The organism is Streptosporangium sp. H16, assembly GCF_051918855.1.
In the GTDB taxonomy this organism is placed as follows: domain Bacteria; phylum Actinomycetota; class Actinomycetes; order Streptosporangiales; family Streptosporangiaceae; genus Streptosporangium.
In genome coordinates this window covers 32,678-50,174 of the sequence record NZ_JBPXMD010000012.1, presented here as the reverse complement: position 1 = coordinate 50,174, position 17,497 = coordinate 32,678, and the positions used below count along the sequence as shown (strand labels likewise).

16 protein-coding genes and 3 tRNA genes are annotated in these 17,497 nt (G+C 70.8%); 13 read left to right on the top strand and 6 right to left on the bottom strand.

Features of this window, described 5'->3' with window-relative positions; genetic code table 11:
- Positions 1–182: 182 nt before the first annotated feature.
- Together ACTOQ2_RS21245 and gltX are read left to right on the top strand one after the other, a co-directional pair.
- Positions 183–959, top strand: a complete 777-nt coding sequence (locus ACTOQ2_RS21245; RefSeq protein ID WP_440101583.1) for a fumarylacetoacetate hydrolase family protein — start codon at positions 183–185, stop codon at positions 957–959.
- 28 nt (positions 960–987) lie between these two features.
- Complete coding sequence (gene gltX / locus ACTOQ2_RS21240; protein WP_440101807.1) at positions 988–2,319, top strand: glutamate--tRNA ligase; 1,332 nt, start codon at positions 988–990, stop codon at positions 2,317–2,319.
- 69 nt (positions 2,320–2,388) lie between these two features.
- Here gltX and ACTOQ2_RS21235 read toward each other — a convergent pair whose 3' ends face one another.
- Positions 2,389–4,074, bottom strand: coding sequence for a carboxylesterase/lipase family protein (locus ACTOQ2_RS21235; RefSeq protein WP_440101581.1), 1,686 nt, complete (start codon positions 4,072–4,074; stop codon positions 2,389–2,391).
- 127 nt (positions 4,075–4,201) lie between these two features.
- On the bottom strand, positions 4,202–6,190 hold the full coding sequence (locus ACTOQ2_RS21230) for a M3 family metallopeptidase (RefSeq protein WP_440101579.1): 1,989 nt from the start codon (positions 6,188–6,190) through the stop codon (positions 4,202–4,204).
- Between the two features lie 175 nt (positions 6,191–6,365).
- On the opposite strand from ACTOQ2_RS21230, the gene ACTOQ2_RS21225 reads away from it, so the two are divergent.
- The 4 genes from ACTOQ2_RS21225 (at position 6,366) to ACTOQ2_RS21210 (ending at position 7,512) form a co-directional block, all read left to right on the top strand.
- Positions 6,366–6,437, top strand: a tRNA-Gln gene (locus tag ACTOQ2_RS21225).
- A 62-nt stretch (positions 6,438–6,499) separates the two neighbouring features.
- Positions 6,500–6,575 (top strand) — tRNA-Glu (locus ACTOQ2_RS21220).
- A gap of 13 nt (positions 6,576–6,588) precedes the next feature.
- A tRNA-Glu gene (locus ACTOQ2_RS21215) sits at positions 6,589–6,661 on the top strand.
- Between the two features lie 338 nt (positions 6,662–6,999).
- On the top strand, positions 7,000–7,512 hold the full coding sequence (locus ACTOQ2_RS21210) for a PaaI family thioesterase (RefSeq protein ID WP_440101577.1): 513 nt from the start codon (positions 7,000–7,002) through the stop codon (positions 7,510–7,512).
- A gap of 99 nt (positions 7,513–7,611) precedes the next feature.
- Here ACTOQ2_RS21210 and ACTOQ2_RS21205 read toward each other — a convergent pair whose 3' ends face one another.
- Entirely contained in the window at positions 7,612–9,351 is a 1,740-nt protein-coding gene (locus ACTOQ2_RS21205; RefSeq protein ID WP_440101575.1) for a hypothetical protein, read from the bottom strand.
- 242 nt (positions 9,352–9,593) lie between these two features.
- Complete coding sequence (locus tag ACTOQ2_RS21200; RefSeq protein ID WP_350949369.1) at positions 9,594–10,310, bottom strand: IclR family transcriptional regulator; 717 nt, start codon at positions 10,308–10,310, stop codon at positions 9,594–9,596.
- Positions 10,311–10,380: 70 nt separating this feature from the next.
- Between ACTOQ2_RS21200 and leuC the strand changes: the two genes are divergently transcribed.
- The 4 genes from leuC (at position 10,381) to ACTOQ2_RS21180 (ending at position 13,053) form a co-directional block, all read left to right on the top strand.
- Complete coding sequence (gene leuC, locus ACTOQ2_RS21195) at positions 10,381–11,757, top strand: 3-isopropylmalate dehydratase large subunit (protein WP_440101572.1); 1,377 nt, start codon at positions 10,381–10,383, stop codon at positions 11,755–11,757.
- A 12-nt stretch (positions 11,758–11,769) separates the two neighbouring features.
- Positions 11,770–12,357 carry a 3-isopropylmalate dehydratase small subunit gene (gene leuD / locus ACTOQ2_RS21190; RefSeq protein ID WP_440069056.1) on the top strand — a complete coding sequence of 196 codons (588 nt, stop codon included), beginning with the start codon at positions 11,770–11,772 and terminating at the stop codon, positions 12,355–12,357.
- On the top strand, positions 12,336–12,590 hold the full coding sequence (locus ACTOQ2_RS21185) for a hypothetical protein (protein ID WP_440101570.1): 255 nt from the start codon (positions 12,336–12,338) through the stop codon (positions 12,588–12,590). Before leuD ends, ACTOQ2_RS21185 begins: the two co-directional genes overlap by 22 nt.
- Before the next feature lie 163 nt (positions 12,591–12,753).
- Positions 12,754–13,053, top strand: a complete 300-nt coding sequence (locus tag ACTOQ2_RS21180; RefSeq protein WP_329085236.1) for an HU family DNA-binding protein — start codon at positions 12,754–12,756, stop codon at positions 13,051–13,053.
- Between the two features lie 146 nt (positions 13,054–13,199).
- On the opposite strand, the gene ACTOQ2_RS21175 is transcribed toward ACTOQ2_RS21180, so the two are convergent.
- Both ACTOQ2_RS21175 and cofC read right to left on the bottom strand, forming a co-directional pair.
- Positions 13,200–13,403, bottom strand: coding sequence for a hypothetical protein (locus tag ACTOQ2_RS21175; protein ID WP_440101569.1), 204 nt, complete (start codon positions 13,401–13,403; stop codon positions 13,200–13,202).
- A 53-nt stretch (positions 13,404–13,456) separates the two neighbouring features.
- On the bottom strand, positions 13,457–14,161 hold the full coding sequence (cofC, locus tag ACTOQ2_RS21170) for a 2-phospho-L-lactate guanylyltransferase (RefSeq protein ID WP_440101567.1): 705 nt from the start codon (positions 14,159–14,161) through the stop codon (positions 13,457–13,459).
- Positions 14,162–14,240: 79 nt separating this feature from the next.
- Between cofC and ACTOQ2_RS21165 the strand changes: the two genes are divergently transcribed.
- From ACTOQ2_RS21165 to ACTOQ2_RS21155, 3 genes are all read left to right on the top strand, one after another.
- Positions 14,241–14,963: a lysophospholipid acyltransferase family protein gene (locus ACTOQ2_RS21165; RefSeq protein WP_440101566.1), complete on the top strand. Its 723-nt coding sequence runs from the start codon at positions 14,241–14,243 to the stop codon at positions 14,961–14,963.
- 277 nt (positions 14,964–15,240) lie between these two features.
- Positions 15,241–16,251 carry an NAD(P)H-dependent glycerol-3-phosphate dehydrogenase gene (locus tag ACTOQ2_RS21160; protein ID WP_440101564.1) on the top strand — a complete coding sequence of 337 codons (1,011 nt, stop codon included), beginning with the start codon at positions 15,241–15,243 and terminating at the stop codon, positions 16,249–16,251.
- A 28-nt stretch (positions 16,252–16,279) separates the two neighbouring features.
- Positions 16,280–17,494, top strand: a complete 1,215-nt coding sequence (locus ACTOQ2_RS21155; protein ID WP_440101562.1) for a trans-sulfuration enzyme family protein — start codon at positions 16,280–16,282, stop codon at positions 17,492–17,494.
- Positions 17,495–17,497: the final 3 nt, after the last annotated feature.

Sequence of the window (17,497 nt, the reverse complement as noted above, 5' to 3'; positions counted from 1 at the left end):
CGGTCATACCCCTCATATGGACATAAATCAGGACATAGCTTTTCTTGGAGCAAACATGGCACTATCGATAAAATCGGATTTGTAGGTATTTTTAGGTGCATATGGTGCAAGGTTTCCGGGCGGCGGAGCGAGGAGCCACGGGCGCGGTCCGGCGGGACCCTGAGCGCGACTAGCCTTGTCGTGTGCGTATAGCGAGGTTCTCCACAGGAGAAGGTGTCGGGTTCGGGGTGGTCGAGGGCGGCCCAGGGGAGGAGTTCATCTCCGGGATCTCCGGTCACCCGTTCGGGCCGATCCAGTTCACCGGCGAGCGATACTCGCTCTCCCAGGTCAGGCTGGTCGCGCCCATGCTGCCCAGCAAGGTCGTCGCGATAGGCAGGAACTACGCCGACCACGCCCGGGAGATGGGTGGCGAGGTCCCCGACGAGCCGCTGGTCTTCCTCAAGCCGTCGACCTCGGTGATCGGCTCGGGTGAGGCCATCGCCTACCCGACGACGCTCTCCCAGCGGGTCGACTACGAGGGGGAGCTGGCCGTGGTGATCGGCAGGCTCTGCCGCGAGGTGCCCCGCGAGCGGGCGCACGAGGTCATCTTCGGCTACACCTGCGCCAACGACGTCACGGCGCGGGACCTGCAGAAGAAGGACGTCCAGTTCACCCGGGCCAAGGGCTTCGACACCTTCTGCCCGCTCGGCCCGTGGATCCAGACCGAGCTCGACCCGAGCGACGTCGGCATCGTCACGACGGTGAACGGCGAGATCAAGCAGAACTCGCGCACCTCCAAGCTCATGTACGACATCCCCGCGCTGATCGCCCACGTGAGCGCGGTCATGACCCTGATCCCCGGTGACGTCATCCTCACCGGGACTCCCGAAGGGGTCGGCCCGCTCAGCGTCGGCGACGAGGTCAGCGTTTTCGTCGAAGGAATCGGCACTCTCAGCAACCGGGTGGTCTCCCGTGATTAGGGTTCGTTTCGCTCCCTCGCCGACCGGCATGTTCCATGTCGGCGGCGCCCGCTCCGCGCTGTTCAACTGGGCCCTGGCCGAGCAGACCGGCGGAAGGTTCGTGCTGCGCATCGAGGACACCGACGCCGCGCGCAACCGGCCGGAATGGACCGAGGGCATCATCTCGGCGCTCGCCTGGATCGGCGTCAACGAGGACAGCCCGGCCTTCGAGGGCCCCTACTTCCAGTCTTCGTACGAGAAGCAGCACCGCGAGGCCGTGGCCGGGCTCGTCGCCAAGGGCCGGGCCTACTACTGTACGTGCACGCGCGACGACGTGAAGGCGCGCACCGGCTCCGAGCACCAGGGCTACGACGGCTTCTGCCGCGACCGGGGCCTGACCGAGGGCGCGGTCCGCTTCCGCACCCCGGACGAGGGCGTCACCGTGGTCCAGGACCTGGTCCGCGGCACCGTCGAGTTCCCCAACAACGCGATGGAGGACTTCGTCGTCGCGCGCGGCGACGGCTCCCCGCTGTTCGTGCTGGCCAACGTCGTCGACGACGTCGAGATGCGGATCAGCCACGTGGTGCGGGCCGAGGAGCACCTGTCCAACACGCCCAAGCAGCAGTTGCTCTGGGAGGCGCTCGGCGTCGCCCCGCCCACCTGGGCGCACGTGCCGGTGATCGTCAACGAGAAGCGCCAGAAGCTGTCCAAGCGCCGCGACAAGGTCGCCCTGGAGTCCTACCGTGAGGAGGGCTACCTGGCCGAGGCGATGGTCAACTACCTGATGCTGCTCGGCTGGGGGCCCGGCGACGACCGGGAGATCATGCCCTGGCCGGAGATGGTGCCGCTGTTCAAGCTGGAGGACGTCAACCCCTCCCCGGCGTTCTTCGACGAGAAGAAGCTCCGCGCGTTCAACGGCGAGTACATCCGGGCGCTGCCCCTGGAGGAGTTCGCCGCCCGCTGCGAGCCGTGGCTGGAGCCCGGCTGGGACCGCGCGACCTTCGCCAAGGTCGCCGAGCTCGCCCAGACCCGCATCGCGGTCCTGTCCGAGATCACGGCGAACGTCGACTTCCTCTTCCTGGACGAGCCCGTCTTCGACCAGGCGTCGTGGGACAAGGCGATGAAGAACTCCGCCGTGGAGATCCTCACCGGCTATCTCGCCCGCCTGGAGACGGTCGACATGGACCCCGATTCGCTGAAGACCGCCCTGGAGGAGGTCGGCCTGGAACACGGTCTCAAGCTCGGCAAGGCCCAGGCCCCCGTGCGGGTGGCCGTCACCGGCCGGACCGTGGGCCTGCCGCTGTTCGAGTCGATCGAGGTCCTCGGCCGCGAGCGCTCCGTCGAGCGCCTCCGCGCCGCCCTCGCGAAGCTCCAGGCCTGACCGGACCGCGCGGATGGGGCCCGGTTCCCGGGCCCCATCCGGTTTCCGGGCCGGCCGGGTCTCCGTGCCCTATTCGGTCTTCGTGCCCTGCCCGGTCTCCGTCCCTCGCCCGGCCAGCTCGTCCCAGAAGGCGAGGTTGTGGGCCGAGGCGCGGTCGAAGGGCCTGACACCGCCCCGTCCCGGGGACAGCTCCTGTACGTACGGCGTGCCGTCGGCGGGGCGCACGCGCTTCCAGGCGGGCAGGCCCGGCCGGTTCGGGTCGCCGGTGGCGGCGAACCTCGACCAGTAGTCGATCATGGTGTCCCCGAGCCGCCGCTGCGCGGGGGTGAGCGGGGCGGACTCCCAGCCGACCCCGAACAGGAACGACAGCTCGGAGCCGTGCGCGGCGAGCGGCCTGACCCCGTGGTCCAGCGGGAAGAGCGGGGGCGCCGTACGGTCGGTGAACTCGTAGGAGTAGGTCGGCACGTGCCGGGCGAGCAGCAGGTCGGTGTCGCGCGCCTGCCAGGCCCAGTCCAGGTCGCTCATGATGGCCGCCAGCGCCTGGAGGGGCGGGCCGTCGTGGGTGCCCACCGGGTACCGGGCCAGGACCTCGGGCCCCGCGGCGCCGAAGTCGGCGCTGACCTTGAGCTCGTAGTCCTCCGCCGTCAGCGGCTCCTCGGAGAGCGCCGGAGCGAACACGGTGCCCTCGTCCCGGGTGATGCCCGTCAGCACCGGCACCCGGTGGAAGCGGCCCTCCTGGAGCACCTTCGCCGGATCCTCGGGCAGCACCGCGTTGCCGTACCCCGGCAGCGGAAGGGGGTCCCGGGCGAGCAGGTCGGCCACCGGCTTGCCCCGCAGGCAGGCGAGCGCGGTCCCCGGGTCGGCGCACCCCAGCAGAGCGGCCACATACTGCCCGTAGCCCTCGTAGGAGGCCTTGGGCAGCCACAGGGGCACCTTCAGGACCGGCGTCAGCGGGGTGCCCTCGAAGCTCCCCGCCTGGCACGGGCTGCTCTGGGCGATCGCCCGGTGGAACAGCCCCGCCGCCGAGGGGGAGGTGAGCTGCGCGCACACCGAGTGCGACCCCGCGGACTCGCCGGCCAGGGTGACGTTGCGCGGGTCGCCGCCGAACGCCGCCGCGTTGCGCCGCACCCAGCGCAGGGCCGCCTGCTGGTCCTCGATCCCAAAGGACCCGGAGTTCTCCAGCCCGGGATGGCCGAAGAACCCGAAGATCCCCAGCCGGTAGTTGACCGTGACCACCACGACGTCGCCCCGCCCGGCCAGCCTGCGGGCGTCGTAGTCGCTGCCCGCGCCCCTCGTCAGGCCCCCGCCGTGCAGCCACACCACGACCGGCTTGAGACGGTTCCCGCCGCTCCGCGCGGGCCGCGAGGGCGCGGTCACGTTGAGGTAGAGGCAGTCCTCCGCCTCGCTCGCCGGGAGCCCCCAGTCGTCGGCGCGCTGCGCGCACCGGCTGCCGGGCGCGGTGGCGTCGCGCACCCCCTGCCACGGGGTGACGGCCCCCGGCGACCGCCAGCGCAGCTCCCCGACCGGTGGCGCGGCGTACGGGATGCCCTGGAAGAGCCGCTGACCGCCGGCCTCCGCGCCCCGCACCCACCCGGCGTCGGTACGGACCGTCGGACCCCCGCCGAGGGAGGCCGCGACTTCTCGCGTGTCGTGCGCTTCACGCTCGGCCGCGGCCGGGTCGGTGGCTCCGAGCAACAGGGCTCCCGCCAGACCGGCGACGAGTGCGGCACTGATCCTGTTCCGTGGTGGTTTCATGACCTTTACGATGCCCGCCGGGCGCGTCGCGCGCACTGGCTCTGCGCCCCTCGCCGGGGTGTGGTTTCCCGCACCCCGGCGATGGACGAAGGGCCACGCGGGCGGGGGCACAGGGGGTGCAGAGGAGCTAGGCCAGCAGGCCGCGGCGCTTCAGCAGGGGCTCGATGCGCGGGTCGCGCCCGCGGAAGTCGCGGAAGGCGTCCATCACGTCCCGCGAGCCGCCCACCGACAGCAGGGTGGAGCGGAAGTGGTCGCCGTTCTCGCGCCCGAGGCCGCCGTTCTCCTCGAACCAGTCAACGCTCTCGGCGTCGAGCACCTCGCTCCAGATGTACGAGTAGTAGCCGGCGCTGTAGCCGCCCACCCCGCTGAAGAAGATGTGCGCGAAGTAGTTGGTCCGGTAGCGGGGGCGGACCAGGTCGAAGGCGATCCCCGCGCGCTCCAGGGCGGCGTTCTCGAACGCCTCGGCGTCCGCGGCGGTCTCGATGGTCTCGCCCGCCGCCAGCTTGTGCCAGGACCAGTCGAGCAGTGCCGCCGCGAGGTACTCGACGGTGCTGAAGCCCTGGTTGAACTTCTCGGCGGCCCTCATCTTCTCCAGGAGCTCCGCGGGCACGGGCTCGCCGGTCTCGTGGTGCCTGGCGAAGTTGGCGAGGATCGACGGCCAGGTGGCCCACATCTCGTTGACCTGGGAGGGGTACTCCACGAAGTCGCGAGGCACCGCCGTCCCGGAGACCCGGGGGAAACGCACGTCGGAGAACAGGCCGTGCAGGGCGTGGCCGAACTCGTGGAAAGCGGTGTTGACCTCGTCGAACGTGAGCAGCGTCGGCCCCTCGGCGGGCTTGGTGATGTTGAGGTTGTTCATCACCACGGGCCGCTCGTCGAACAGGTGCGACTGGTCGACCAGGTTGTTCATCCAGGCGCCGCCGCGCTTGGTGGGCCGGGCGTACGCGTCGAACAGGAACAGCCCGAGCGGCGAGCCGTCGGCGTCGAACACCTCGAAGACCCGCACGTCCGGGTGGTACCCGGCCAGGTCGTCCCGCTCGGAGAAGGTGATCCCGTACAGCTCGCCCGCCGCGTGGAAGACCCCGTCGCGCAGCACCCGGTCCAGTTCGAAGTACGGGCGCAGGTCGGCGCCGTCGAAGTCGTACCGGGCCTTGCGCACCTGTTCCGCGTAGAAGGACCAGTCCCACGGCTCGATGGGGAAACCGGCCTGCTCGCTCAGCGCCTCGGCCTCCCTGCGGGCGTTGGCCACCGCCGGGCCCACCAGCTTGCCGAGCATCTCCTCGACGGCGTCGGTGGTCTTGGCCGTCTGGTCGGCGACGGAGTAGGCGGCGTGGCTGGGGTAGCCGAGCAGCGCCGCCCGCTCGGCGCGGAGCGTCGCCATCCTGGCCGCCAGCTCGAAGTTCTCCGGAGCCCGGCCCGTGGACAGCTCGTACAGCCTCCTGCGGGTCTCCCTGTCGGTCAGCTCCGCCAGGGCGGGCTGGTTGGTGTGGTTGAACAGCGCCAGGACGTACGAGCCGTCCTTCTCGATCGCCTTGATCGTGCTCTCGGGGAGCCCGTCCAGCAGCCTGACGTCCTCGACGACCAGCGCGGAGGCGGTGGAGGCCGTCAGCAGGTTCTGGGAGAAGGTCGTGGCGAGCCTGGTCAGCTCCTCGTTGAGCTCCCTGAGGCGTTCCTGGTCGGTCTCGGACAGGTCGGCCCCGGCCCTGACGAAGTCGACGCGGTACTTCTCCAGCAGCCACGCCTCGTCGGCGTCGTCGGTGGTCACCTGCTTGATCCGGGCGTACAGGGAGCGGTCCAGGAGGATGGCGTCGGCGTGCTGGGTCAGTTCGGGGGAGACCTGGGTCTCGATCTCCCGGATGCCGTCGGTCGCGTCGGAGGCGGAGACACTGGAGAAGACGGTCACGGTCCGCTTGAGGATCCGCCCCGAGCGCTCCAGGGCCTCGATCGTGTTGGCGAACGTCGCGGGCTCCGGGTTGTCGATGATCTCCCGCACCTCACGCAGCTGGTCGGCCATGCCGCGCTCGAAGGCCGGGAGGTAGTGCTCCTCCCTGACCAGGGCGAACGGCGGTAGCCCGTAGGGCAGCTCGCTGGGGGTGAAGAACGGGTTGTCGGTCAAGGTGGGAACTCCTCACATGCGGCTGGATCTCTCCAGCAGCGTTACACAGTGGACCTTCGTGGCGGCAGCCCGGGGATACCGCGATTCGGCCGCCGGCAATCGTTTTGGTCTTGACCCCCAACCTGGGCTATTCTTTCGGAGTCGCCAGCGAGTCCCGCAAGGGGGTCCAGCGCGGTGGGGTATGGTGTAATTGGCAACACGGCTGATTCTGGTTCAGTTGTTCTAGGTTCGAGTCCTGGTACCCCAGCTGCATCTTCTCAGGGAGATGCCGCAGATTCGGTCCCCTCCGAATCTGATGACAGTGTGTAGGGTCCCGTCGTCTAGTGGCCCAGGACGCCGCCCTCTCAAGGCGGTAGCGCCGGTTCGAATCCGGTCGGGACTACCACTGTCTCTCGCAAGGCTCCGTCGTCTAGTGGCCTAGGACGCCGCCCTCTCAAGGCGGTAGCGCCGGTTCGAATCCGGTCGGGGCTACATCGCGAACCCCGGAAGCAACCGCTTCCGGGGTTTTCGCATTTCCGGATTCCGTGAAATTCCCGCGCCCCCGTTCCGGGTCCCTCCTCCTGTTTCCGCCCCCGCGTTTCCGCGCTCCCCACCTGGGCGGATCCCGGAGCGAGGACCGCGCTCCCCGCCTGGGCGGACTCCGGGCGGGGACCGCGATCTCCGCCCGGGAGGTTTCTTGACCAGGGACCGGGCTTCCTGCCCGGGCGGGCCCCGGAGTACGGATCGCCCTCCCCGGCGGGCAGGCGATCAAATACCGTGCAGGGTACGTGATCCGTACCCGGGTACGACCCCTCGCGATAGTGGAGCCCATGTCGACGACCCCTCAGACCCAGCCGACGATCTCGCGGACCCATTCGTGGACGCCACCGGCGTTCCCCGCCGAACTGGCGGAACTGTCGGGCCTGGAGTTCCTGGAACGGCTGGTCGACGGCCGCGTCCCGCCGCCGCCGATCGCGGGCACGCTCGGTTTCCGGATAACCCACGTCGAGCGCGGCCTGGCGGTCTTCGTGGGGGAGACCGGCGAGCACCTCTACAACCCGCTGGGAAGCGTGCACGGCGGCTATCTCGCCACCCTGCTCGACTCGGCCCTCGGGTGCGCGATCATGACAGAGCTGCCGCCCGGTAAGGCGTACACGACCGTCCAGCTCGGGGTGAACATGGTCCGGCCGGTCTACGCGAACACCGGGCCGCTGCGCTGCGAGGCCAGGACCCTGCACGTCGGCCGGACCGTCGCCACCTCGGAGGCGCGGATCGTGGGTGAGGGCAACGGCAAGCTGTACGCCCACGCCACCACGACCTGCGCCGTCTTCCCGCTGGGCTGATCCGTCCTGGCCGCTTCCAGCCGCCTCCGGCGGTTTCCCGGCAGGAGCCGGGGCCCGCCCCGGAGCCGGTCGCCCGGGCTCCGGAGCGGGGCCGGACGGCTAGTTCTGCCCCGAACGGGCCTTGAACAGGGCCCGCTTGGCGGCCTTGCCCACCTGCTTGTCGGGGTGGGCCTTGCCGATCGCCTCCAGTAGCTCCTCAAGGTGCGGGTGCGGCACCTTCCAGATCACCTCGAGCAGGCTGACCAGGTTCGGCACGTTGCCGATGTCGTCGAGGCTGCTGACGAACTCCGGGCGGCCGAGGCCGGCGGAGATGGTCAGCATGTCGAGGATCAGCCAGTGGGTGTCGGCCTGGGTGGGCGTGGGAGCGTCCTCGACGCCCAGCTGGGCCAGGTGGGTGGCCGCGTACGGGCGCAGGGACGGCTCGTCGAGGGCCTCCCGCCACGCGGGCACGGCCACGTCGCCGAGCGAGCCGACCATGCTGGCCGCCTGGACCCGGATCAGCGCGTCCGCGTCGTCCTCGGCGGCGGCCTCCAGCAGGTCCCTGGCGGCCTGCTCAGGGGCGCGCAGCTCCATCCAGGCCGCGAACTCGGCGTCCGCCTCCTCCTCGGGAAGCTCGGCGCCGAAGGAGAGCAGGTCGAGGGCCGTCATCGCGTCGATGGCGGGCCGGGCGTCCAGCTCGATGTCGGCGTCGTCCACGAGGTGGACCACGCCCTCCATGCCGAGCGGCGTCAGCCGCACCTGGTCGTGCTCGACCTCGACCATGCCGTATCCGGCCAGCCAGTCGAGCACGGGGTTGAGCGGGTCGCCGTACTGCGCGGTGGCGGCGGCCCAGGCCTCGGCGCCCAGGTCGTCGTACTCGGCGGCGGCCTCGGCCAGCTCGGTGCGGAGCTCGGCCAGCGGCTTCGAACCCGTCGCCAGCAGCACCCGGACCAGCAGCGCCCTGGTCAGCCCGGACAGGGCGATCGTGGCCTCCTCGTCCTCCAGCTCGGGGTCGCCGTAGTCGATGGAGTGCAGGCCCGCCATCCACGCGTCGAGGGCGTCGTCGTCCTCCTCGAAGGGCCACTCCGCGGTGTCGGCGTCGACGCTGACGGTGTCCTCCCCCTCGGGCTGGAGGAAGTCGAGGTCGATCGCGAGGTTCCAGATGTTCCAGAGGGCGGGGACGGAGTCGGCCAGCGACGCGCCGTCCTTCTCGGGGACCGGAAGCCCCAGGACCGCCAGGGCCTCGACGATCTCGGCGTCGTCCAGCAGGCTCGTCTCGCCCACCCGGCGCTCGGACCCGACCCAGACCGCGAGGTCGCGGGCCTTGGCGATCAGGGTCGTCCCGCGGGTGGCCGCGGCCAGCTCGCTGTCCGGGCGGAGCCGGATCGTCGGCAGCTCGGAGAGCTCGTCGGCGAACGGCTCGAAGTCGCCGAGCCCCTCGGACTCCTCCTCGTCGTACTCCTCGTCATCGTCGTCCTCGACGACGAGATCCTCCATGGCGTCGACGAAGTCGTCCTCGAGGCGGTCGAGCTCGGCGAGCAGATCGTCCAGCGAGGCGGAGCCCTTGGCCAGGCGGTCGGACTCCGACAGGAAGGTCAGGTAGGCGCGGATCGCGGGCACCATGCCGTCGGCGGCGGCGTCAGGGTCCTCGACGACCTGTGGCATCCGGTCGAGGAGCACCGTGCGCAGGTCGGACTGCTTCCACCGGCCGACGTCGTCGGAGGCGATCAGGCGGTGCCACAGTGCGACAGAGCCGACCAGGTTGGAATCGCTGCCGGGCGCGTTCTCACGCGCCCAGAGGATGAAGTTTTGGAGCAGGGGACGCAGTTCAGCCGCGGCTGCCTCGATGCGATCTGTCACCTTCCCAGCCTAGGGGGCCGCAGGGGTGCTCGCCTCCTCATATCGCCCTCAGGTCGGCCGATGTCAACCGGCGCGGCCCTTCGGCCAGGTGATCCGGCCGCCGAGGTCCGGCACCGCCGTCCGGCCCGGCGGCCCGCTCGTCACCGGCCGGGTGGTCCTCCGGCGCTGCGGGCCGCTCGCCGCGACGTGGCCGCTCGCCGTCAGCCGGCCGCCAACCGGCCCCTGCCGGTCCCGGCCGGTCCTCAGTTGGCGCGGCGCATCGATTCGGTGATCCGCTCGGCGGCGGTGACCACGGGGGCGGCGTGGAGGCGGCCGGGGGTGCGGGTCAGGCGCTCGATCGGGCCGGAGACCGACACCGCGGCGACCACCTTGCCACCCGCGCCCCTGATCGGCGCCGAGACGCTGGCCACGCCCTGCTCGCGCTCGCCGACGCTGTGCGCCCAGCCCCTGCGCCGCACGCTCGCCAGCGTGGCCGCGGTGAACTTGGCCCCGCGCAGGCCCCGGTGCAGGCGGTCGGGCTCCTCCCAGGCGAGCAGGATCTGCGCCGCGGAACCGGCGAGCATCGGCAGTGCCGAGCCGACCGGCACGGTGTCGCGCAGCCCGCTGGCGCGCTCGGCGGCGGCCACGCAGACCCGCTCGTCACCCTGGCGACGGTAAAGTTGCGCGCTTTCCCCGGTCAGGTCCCTGAGCTGGGTGAGGATCGGGGAGGCGACGGCCAGCAGCCGGTCCTCGCCGGCGGCCGTGGACAACTCGGACAGGCGTGGGCCCAGCACGAACCGGCCCTGTGTGTCGCGGGAGACGATCCGGTGATGCTCCAGCGCGACGGCCAGCCGATGGGCCGTGGGCCGTGCCAGGCCGGTGGCCTGAACGAGCTGTGCGAGGGACGCCGGGCCTGCTTCGAGGGCATTGAGCACGAGGACGGCCTTGTCGAGTACGCCGACTCCGCTAGAGTTGTCCATACACCGATACTGCCGTCTCGACATATGAGAAAGCAAGTGGGAGTGGGACAGCCGATCGCAAGGAGGCGACATGGGCCGCACGCTCGCGGAGAAGGTATGGGAGCAGCACGTCGTGCGACGTGCCGAAGGAGAACCCGACCTGCTCTACATCGACCTGCACCTCATCCACGAGGTCACGAGCCCGCAGGCGTTCGACGGCCTGCGCCTGGCCAATCGCCCCATCCGGCGGCCCGAGCTCACCATCGCCACCGAGGACCACAACGTCCCGACCGTACGCGGTCCCATCGACGACCCGGTGTCGCGGGTGCAGGTCGAGACGCTGCGCAAGAACTGCGCGGAGTTCGGCGTCCGGCTCTATCCGATGGGCGACGCGGGCCAGGGCGTGGTCCACATCATCGGCCCGCAGTTCGGCCTCACCCAGCCCGGCATGACGATCGTGTGTGGTGATTCTCACACCTCCACCCACGGTGCCTTCGGCGGCATCGCGTTCGGTATCGGCACCTCCGAGGTCGAGCACGTGCTGGCCACCCAGACGCTGCCCGCCTACCGGCCGAAGACGATGGCCATCGAGGTCTCCGGCGAGCTGCCGCCCGGCGTCACGGCCAAGGACCTGATCCTGGCGATCATCGCCAAGATCGGTACCGGCGGCGGCCAGGGATACATCGTCGAGTACCGCGGCGAGGCCATCCGCAAGCTCTCCATGGAGGGCCGGATGACCGTCTGCAACATGTCCATCGAGGCGGGCGCCCGCGCGGGCATGATCGCTCCGGACGAGACCACTTTCGAGTACCTCAAGGGCCGCCCCCACGCGCCGTCCGGCGCCGACTGGGACGCCGCGGTCGCGTACTGGAAGTCGCTGGTGACCGACGAGGACGCCGTCTTCGACACCGTCGTGGAGATCGACGCCGCGACGCTGACCCCGTTCGTCACCTGGGGCACCAACCCTGGCCAGGGCGCCCCGCTGGGGACGTCCGTGCCGCGCCCCGAGGACACCGACGACCCGGCCGCCGCCGCCCGCGCCCTGGAGTACATGGGCCTGACCGCGGGCACCCCGCTCCGCGAGGTCCAGGTCGACACGGTCTTCGTGGGCTCCTGCACCAACGGGCGTCTGGAGGACCTGCGCGCCGTGGCCGACGTGCTGCGCGGGCGCCAGGTCGTCACGCGCACGCTGATCGTGCCCGGCTCGATGCTGGTCAAGCTCCAGGCCGAGCAGGAGGGGCTGCACGAGGTCTTCAAGGAGGCGGGCGCCGAATGGCGCGAGGCCGGCTGTTCCATGTGCCTGGGCATGAACCCCGACACACTCGCCCCCGGCGAGCGCAGCGCCTCGACCTCCAACCGCAACTTCGAGGGACGCCAGGGCAAGGGCGGCCGTACGCACCTCGTGTCCCCGCAGGTCGCCGCCGCGACCGCCGTCACCGGCAAACTCACCGCGCCCGCCGACCTGTAAGGAGTCCTCGAGATGGAAGCGTTCGTCACCCACACCGGCCGGGCCGTGCCGCTGCGCCGCAGCAACGTCGACACCGACCAGATCATCCCCGCCGTCTGGCTCAAGCAGGTCAGCCGGACCGGTTTCGAGAAGGGGCTGTTCTCCGCCTGGCGCGAGGACCCCGGCTTCGTGCTGAACAACCCCGCCCACGAGGGCGCCACGATCCTGCTCGCCGGGCCCGACTTCGGCACCGGCTCCTCCCGCGAGCACGCGGTCTGGGCGCTGCAGCAGTACGGTTTCCGCGTCGTGATCGCGGCCCGCTTCGGGGATATCTTCCGTAATAACTCCACCAAGATGGGTCTGCTCCCGGTCGTCCTGCCGGGCGAGATCGTCGAGGCCCTGCAGTCCGCGGTGGAGGCGGATCCCACGCTGGAGATCACCGTCGACCTGGGAGAACGCCAGGTCCGCTGGGGCGGCGAGGTCGCCGCGTTCGAGATCGACGACTACACGCGCTGGCGGCTCACGGAGGGCCTGGACGACATCGGGCTGACCCTGCGCAACGCCGACGCCATAGGGGCATACGAGAATGGTCGGCAGCCATGGCTGCCGACGACCGTCTGACGAGTTCAGAACACGAGCTGGCGTGGCGGTTGCGCGAGGCGCACCGCCGCGTCCGGTCCCTGCCCGTGCCCGACGAGGAGAAAAAACGTCTCGCGCGGCGCCTTGTGGCCATCTGCGATTTGGCCAAACGCGACCTCGAACACGCCGCCGGGCGTCTTGATTTGTTCCTTCTCAGCATTGATGTCGTGGTTTCAGATACGCCAAGCACTGGAAACATTGCGGAAGGTGATTGAGTCATACGGCTCCGTCCCCTAATTTCAAGCGGGCAAGGGGTTTCTCATCGTGATCGTTGATGAGAGATCTGTGATGAGACCCCTCGCCGCGACAAATCGGGTGAGACGGGTTTTCTGCCTCGTGACCCACTCCCGGACATCGGTAAGCAGGGGGAGCAACCTTATGAACAAAAAGGAACTCGTCGACGCCATCGCGGATCGGGTGGGCGACAAGAAGACGGCCACCGAGGCCGTGAACGCGGTGCTCGACGCCATCCAGACCGCCGTCGCGAATGGCGACAAGGTCTCGATCACGGGGTTCGGTGCTTTCGAGATGGTGCACAAGCCGGCCCGCACCGCCCGCAACCCCTCGACGGGGGCCGAGATTCGCGTCGCCGAGAGCTGGGGGCCGAAGTTCCGGCCGGGCTCCGACTTCAAGGAACTCGTCAACACCGGCGGCAAGAAGGCGTCCAAGAAGCGGTAGGCCTCGGGCACAGGCGCCCGGACTCCCACGACGGGAGGCCGGGCGTCCGGCTTTCCCGGCGTCCTCGCCCGGCGAGGCCGCTCACCCGAGGAACTCCCCGGGGCGTGCCCGGCGCCGCCTGTCCGGGAACGGGGCGTCTTACCCGGTTACCCGGGAACGGGGAAGGTCGAGAGGGTGACGTAGGTGACGTCGTCGCCGTCCATGACGAGGTTGACCCGCTGGCCGGACCTGAGCAGCCGCAGCGGCCCCGCGTCGAACGCCGCCGCCCCGAACGGGATCTCTGTCCCGTCGTCCAGGAAGACCGACCCCGACCGGGTCGCCGGGTCGAAGTTCCGTACCGTCGCCTGCACCCGCCCAGCCTAACTCCCGCCCGGGCGCCCGTCCCGCGCCCGCCGCCCTCGTCTCATTCGCGGTCCGTCTCCCGCACGCCGTCCCCGTCCTCCGGGTCCCGCCCTCCGTCCGGGCCCGACGCCGAGATCTTTCTCGCCATCGCCAGCGTGCGGGGGCCGACGCCGAGGGTCAGCGCCAGGCGCAGGTCGTCCGGGGTGTCCACGTCGTGGCGGACCGACTCCACTCCGTCCACGCAGAGCTCCTTGGCGCCGCGCCGCAGGTGCCGGTCCCGCGACTCGCCGCCGAACCCCGGCGTGAACGGCACCCCCGGCCGTACGCCGTAGAAGGTCGTGCCGATCTCGGCGGCGTCGGGCAGGAACATCTGGCCGAACTCCGCGGCGGCGGCCAGCACGCGGGCCAGCTCCGCGGGGCGGAGGGCGGGGAGGTCGGCCTGGAGGGCGCCGACGGGGTCGCCGGGCGCCAGCCGCACCGCCTCGAGAGCGCCGTGCCGCAGGGCGGCGTTCAGCCCCTCCTCCGGGTCGCCGACCACGTGCGCGCCGACCTCGCCGAGCGCCTTCGCGGCCACGGGGTCGCCCGTCACCACGATCACCCGCGCGACGAGCGCGCAGCTCAGCGCCGCCTCGACGGTGTCGCAGGCGATCGCCACGGCCAGCGCGGCCCGGTGCGGGCCCGCCGCGGCCGACAGACGGGTCTTGGCGGCGACCAGCGTCTTGACCGGGACGACGAGGGTCCAGCCCGAGCTCTCCGAAGCAGACATAGCCTTAAGCATCCCGCCTCGACATCCCCGGGAGCCAACCGGGAGACTTGGGGCGCATCCCGCTCATATGGAGGAGCTCATGAGACGCCCCGGATGGCCTTCGCGATTCTGGGTGGCCTTCGCCGTCACGATCGTCAAGCCGATCTCGTGGCTCCTGGTCAAGAAGGACTGGCGTCGCAGCGACCGCCTGCCCAGGACGGGCGGGATCATCATGGTGACCAACCACCTGTCGTGGCTGGACCCCATCCTCGTCGCGCACTTCCTCTACAACCACGGTCGCTGGCCGGTGATCCTCGCCAAGTCGGGTCTCTTCTCGGTGCCGCTGGTCGGCCCCCTGGTGAGGGCGCTGCAGGCCATCCCGGTCTACCGGGGAAGCGCCGACGCGGCGCGCTCGCTGGAGGAGTCGCGGCGGCGGCTCTCCGCCGGGGCGTGCGTGATGTTCTACCCGGAGGGCACCTGCACCCGCGACCCGGACTTCTGGCCGATGGAGGGCAAGACCGGCGCGGCCAGGCTCGCGCTGGCCACCGGCGCGACGGTGATCCCCGTCGCCCACTGGGGAGCCCAGGAGATCCTGCCGTACGGCGCCAGGAGGCCCCGCCTGCTGCCGCGCAAGACCTTCCGCGTGCAGACGGGACCGCCGGTCGACCTGTCGAAGTACGCGGGCCACGAGGGACAGCCGGCCTCCGCCGAGGTCCTGCGCGAGGCGACCGCCGACATCATGGCGGCCATCACGGCCCAGCTGGCCGAGATCCGCGGGGAGAAGGCACCCGAGACGCCGTTCAGGCGACCGTCCGACAACTGACTTCGGCGTACGGTGTTGACATCCTCCCCTCCCCGAAGGGAGGGGCTTCCCACGGTCGCCCGTGAGAGTTCCCGATTCACCGCCGGTCGCCCGCCAGGAGAAATTCCTTGAGGTTCCACACCAGTTCCACAGGCGTCCCGCCTCTCCGCCGGCCAGGCGGCGAGGACGGCGCCGACCACACCCGCGGTGGCCCTACCGTCGCCGTGGCCGGACGCGGCACCGCGCCGCGTTCCCTCCCCCGCCCGGAGGCGGGGGTCCCCACGCCCGAGGAGAACCGATGACCAAGGCGGCCGTGTTCGGCACGGGCTCGTGGGGGACGACCTTCGGCATGATCCTCGCCGGGGCGGGCACCAAAACGACGCTGTGGGGACGCAAGCCGGAGATCGTCGAGGCGATCGACCGGCGGCACGAGAACCCCGACTACCTGCCGGGCGCGGTGCTGCCCGAGACGCTGCGCGCCACCACCGACCCCGCCGAGGCCCTCGAAGGCGCCGACTTCGTGGTGCTCGCGGTGCCCTCCCAGACCCTGAGGGAGAACCTGACCCGCTGGAAGCCGCACCTGCCGCCCGACGCGGTGCTGGTCAGCCTGATGAAGGGCATCGAGCTGGGCACCACCAAGCGGATGAGCGAGGTGATCTGCGAGGTTGCCGAGGTGCCCCAGGAACGGGTCGCGGTGGTTTCCGGCCCCAACCTGGCCGGCGAGATCGTCAGGGGCCAGCCGGCCGCCACCGTGGTCGCCTGCACGGACGAGCGGGCGATGGAGCGCCTCCAGGCGGCCTGCTACCTGCCGCCCTGGTTCCGCCCGTACACCAACCCCGACGTCATCGGGGTCGAGCTCGGCGGGGCCGTCAAGAACGTGATCGCCCTGGCGGTCGGCATCTCGGCGGGGATGGGGCTCGGCGACAACGTCGGGGCGATGCTGATGACGCGCGGGCTGGCGGAGATCTCCCGGCTGGGTACGGTGCTCGGCGCCGACCCGCACACCTTCGCGGGCCTCGCGGGCATGGGCGATCTTGTGGCGACCTGTGTGTCCCCATTGTCGCGGAACCGTACTTTCGGGGAGAATCTCGGGCGAGGTATGACGCTGGACGAGGTCATCGCCGCCACGAAACAGACCGCCGAGGGGGTCAAATCCTGCGAGTCGGTGCTCGAACTGGCCAGAAAGCACGACGTGGAGATGCCGATCACCGAGGTGGTGGTGGCCGTCGTCCACGACGCGATGCCCCCCAGCGAGGCCGGGGTGCTCCTGATGTCGCGGACTCCCAAGCCGGAACGGTACGGCCTGTGAACGGACAGCGTGGTCGATGAACAGACGGATGCGTAGGCGCAAGGGCGAGAACACCCGGTCGGTGCACCTGCCCGCTCCCGAGACGCCCCGGCGGCCCCCTCTCGGCCTTCCCGTGTGGCGCAGTTCCGCGTGGGGCTTCGGCGACTCCGCCGAGTACGCCGAGGTGTTCGACGAGAAGAGCTCCGGCCACGCCTACGGCCGGATCGACAACCCCACCACCGCCGCCTTCGCCGCGGCGGTGGCCTCCCTGGAGGGCGCCGCGGCGCCCGAGGACGTGGCGGGGCAGGCGTTCGCCTCGGGGATGGCCGCCGTCAACGCCGTCCTGATGACGTTCCTGCGCGCGGGCGCGCACATCGTGGCCCCCACCCCGCTGTACGGCGGGACCCACTCGCTGATCACGAACGTGCTGGCCAGGTTCGGGGTCGGCGCCGACTTCGTCGGCTACGGCGAGCTGGCCAGGGTGCAGGCGGCGATCAAACCCAACACGAAGATCATCTACGCGGAGACGCTGTCCAACCCCACCATGGCCGTCTCCGACATCCGGGGCCTCTACCGGATCGCCCGCGCCGCGGGGGCGCTGCTGGTGGTCGACTCGACCTTCGCCACCCCGATCGTGTGCCGCCCCCTCGAACACGGCGCCGACCTGGTGATCCACTCCGCGACCAAGTATCTCGGCGGTCACGACGACTGCGCCGGGGGCGTGGCGGTCGGCCGCCCCGACCTGATCGCCCAGTTGCGCGAGGTCAGGATCGACACCGGGGGCACCCTGTCTCCCGACGACGCGTTCCTGCTCCGCCGGGGGCTGGAGACCCTGCCGCTGCGGGTCCGCCGGATGTGCTCCACCGCGATGGTCTTCGCCGCCGCCGTGGCCAAGCACCCCGCCGTACGCCGGGTCGACTACCCGGGGCTGCCGGGACACCCCGGTCACCAGCTCGCCAGGCACCTGTTCGACTCCGGTCCCGAGGGCACGAGATACGGCGCCTGCGTGACGATCACCCCGCGCGGCGGCTACGACGCGGGAGTGGCCCTGGCCGACGCGCTCAAGCTCGTCTCGATCGCCACCTCCGCCGGAGGAACCCGCACCAAGGCCGCGCACGTGGCCTCGGCCGTCCACCGGCGGCCCGGTGAGGAACCGGGGACCGACGCGGCGGCGGTCAGGTTCTCCATCGGGCTGGAGGACGCCGAGGATCTCATCATGGACGTCACCCAGGCCCTCGACTCACTACCCGCATCGGGTAGGTAGGCG

Excerpts from the sequence above, each read along its gene's own strand:
- ACTOQ2_RS21210 (WP_440101577.1), top strand. The coding sequence starts at position 7,000 with ATGTCGACGACCCCTCAGACCCAGCCGACGATCTCGCGGACCCATTCG.
- leuC (WP_440101572.1), top strand. The coding sequence starts at position 10,381 with ATGGGCCGCACGCTCGCGGAGAAGGTATGGGAGCAGCACGTCGTGCGA.
- cofC (WP_440101567.1), bottom strand. The coding sequence starts at position 14,161 with ATGTCTGCTTCGGAGAGCTCGGGCTGGACCCTCGTCGTCCCGGTCAAG.
- ACTOQ2_RS21235 (WP_440101581.1), bottom strand. The coding sequence starts at position 4,074 with ATGAAACCACCACGGAACAGGATCAGTGCCGCACTCGTCGCCGGTCTG.
- gltX (WP_440101807.1), top strand. The coding sequence starts at position 988 with ATGTTCCATGTCGGCGGCGCCCGCTCCGCGCTGTTCAACTGGGCCCTG.
- leuD (WP_440069056.1), top strand. The coding sequence starts at position 11,770 with ATGGAAGCGTTCGTCACCCACACCGGCCGGGCCGTGCCGCTGCGCCGC.
- ACTOQ2_RS21155 (WP_440101562.1), top strand. The coding sequence starts at position 16,280 with ATGCGTAGGCGCAAGGGCGAGAACACCCGGTCGGTGCACCTGCCCGCT.
- ACTOQ2_RS21160 (WP_440101564.1), top strand. The coding sequence starts at position 15,241 with ATGACCAAGGCGGCCGTGTTCGGCACGGGCTCGTGGGGGACGACCTTC.
- ACTOQ2_RS21185 (WP_440101570.1), top strand. The coding sequence starts at position 12,336 with ATGGCTGCCGACGACCGTCTGACGAGTTCAGAACACGAGCTGGCGTGG.
- ACTOQ2_RS21200 (WP_350949369.1), bottom strand. The coding sequence starts at position 10,310 with ATGGACAACTCTAGCGGAGTCGGCGTACTCGACAAGGCCGTCCTCGTG.
- ACTOQ2_RS21165 (WP_440101566.1), top strand. The coding sequence starts at position 14,241 with ATGAGACGCCCCGGATGGCCTTCGCGATTCTGGGTGGCCTTCGCCGTC.
- ACTOQ2_RS21180 (WP_329085236.1), top strand. The coding sequence starts at position 12,754 with ATGAACAAAAAGGAACTCGTCGACGCCATCGCGGATCGGGTGGGCGAC.